General features: G+C 75.6%; 2 protein-coding genes. One reads left to right on the forward strand and one right to left on the reverse strand.

Features of this window, described 5'->3' with window-relative positions; all coding sequences use genetic code 11:
* The coding region (locus OZN99_RS31510; RefSeq protein WP_270939135.1) for a trypsin-like peptidase domain-containing protein at nt 1-954 on the reverse strand (954 nt) is incomplete at its 3' end.
* Nucleotides 955-1,086: 132 nt separating this feature from the next.
* Between OZN99_RS31510 and OZN99_RS31515 the strand changes: the two genes are divergently transcribed.
* Nucleotides 1,087-1,410 (forward strand): YbfB/YjiJ family MFS transporter (locus OZN99_RS31515; RefSeq protein ID WP_270939136.1); only part of this gene is annotated, 324 nt, incomplete at its 3' end.

The raw sequence follows: 1,410 nt of genomic DNA on the forward strand, positions 1-1,410 counted from the left end.
GATGGCGGTGACCTGGTCGCCCTGGCGGATCCCGGCGCGGGCTGCGGGGCTGCCGCGCTCCACGCCCGCCACCAGCACGCCGCGGACCGGCGCCGCGCCGCGCCGGCCCGGCTCCTCCTGTGGCAGGTCCTGCACCGCCACGCCCAGCCAGCCGCGCTCCACCCGGCCGCCGTTGCGCAGCTGCTCGATCACCGGCCGCGCCAGGTCGGACGGCACCGAGAAGCCGATGCCGGCGGAGGCGCCGGAGGGCGAGTAGATCGCCGTGTTGATGCCGATCACCTCGCCCGCGACGTTGAACAGCGGCCCGCCGGAATTGCCGGGATTGATCGGCGCATCGGTCTGGATGAAGTCGTCGAAGGGCCCGGAGCCGATGTCGCGCCCGCGCGCCGAGATGATGCCTGAGGTCACGGTGCCGCCAAGGCCGAAGGGGTTGCCCGCGGCCAGCACCCATTGCCCGACCCGCATGGCGGAGGAATTGCCCCAGGGCACGGAAGGCAGCGGGGCGCGCGCCTCCACCCGCAGCAGGGCGAGGTCGGTCAGCTCGTCGGAGCCGACCACGCGTGCTGCGTATTCCTGCCCGCTCTGCAGCGAGACGATGACGCGGGTCGCATTGCCGATGACGTGGTTCGCGGTGACGACCAGCCCGGCCGGGTCCAGGATGAACCCCGAGCCGGCGCCCTGCGTCTGCTGCCCGCGGCCGCGGCGTTCCCGGAAGTAGCGTTCGAAGGGCGTGCCGCGCAGCTCCGGCGGAACCTCCGCCCGCTGCTCGGAGGTGACGGCGATGTTGACGACGGCAGGCAGCACCCGCTCGGCGAGGTCGGCGAAGTCGGGCAGGCTGGCCAGCGCGCCGCGCTGCGCCTGCGCCGGCGGCACGGAGCCGCAGCCGGCGATGGGCACGAGCGCGAGCGCGGCAAGCGATCTCCGCCCGATGGGGCGGCCGGTGGGATGGGACATGGATCCTCGGCGGGCAAATGGGCCGGACAGGGGCGGCATCGGAGCCCTGCGTGAAACGGCGCCAGCATGGACAAGTGACCGCGGTGGTTCAACCGGGCACCCGATCACGCGGGCCGCATGAGGCGCGGCGGCATGCGCACCGCCTGGGCGGGCGCGGGGGCCATCCTGGCCGGGGTGGGGCTGGCCCGCTTCGCCTATGTGCCGCTGTTCCCGGCCATGGTCGCCGCGGGCTGGGTGGACGGCGGCGGCGCTGGGCTGCTCGGCGCCGGCAACTTCGCGGGCTACCTGGCCGGCGTGTTGGCCGGGCGGTGGATCGGCGGGCGGCTCGGCGTGCCGCGCGCGCTGGATGCCGGGATGGCGCTGGCGCTCGTCGCCTTCGCGGCCTGCGCCTGGCAGGGCGGGCTGGCCTGGCTGCTGGCCTGGCGGGCGCTGGCCGGCGTGGCGGGCGGGGTGCTG

The sequence above is a fragment of the Falsiroseomonas oryzae genome (assembly GCF_027856955.1).
In the GTDB taxonomy this organism is placed as follows: Bacteria; Pseudomonadota; Alphaproteobacteria; order Acetobacterales; family Acetobacteraceae; genus Falsiroseomonas; species Falsiroseomonas oryzae.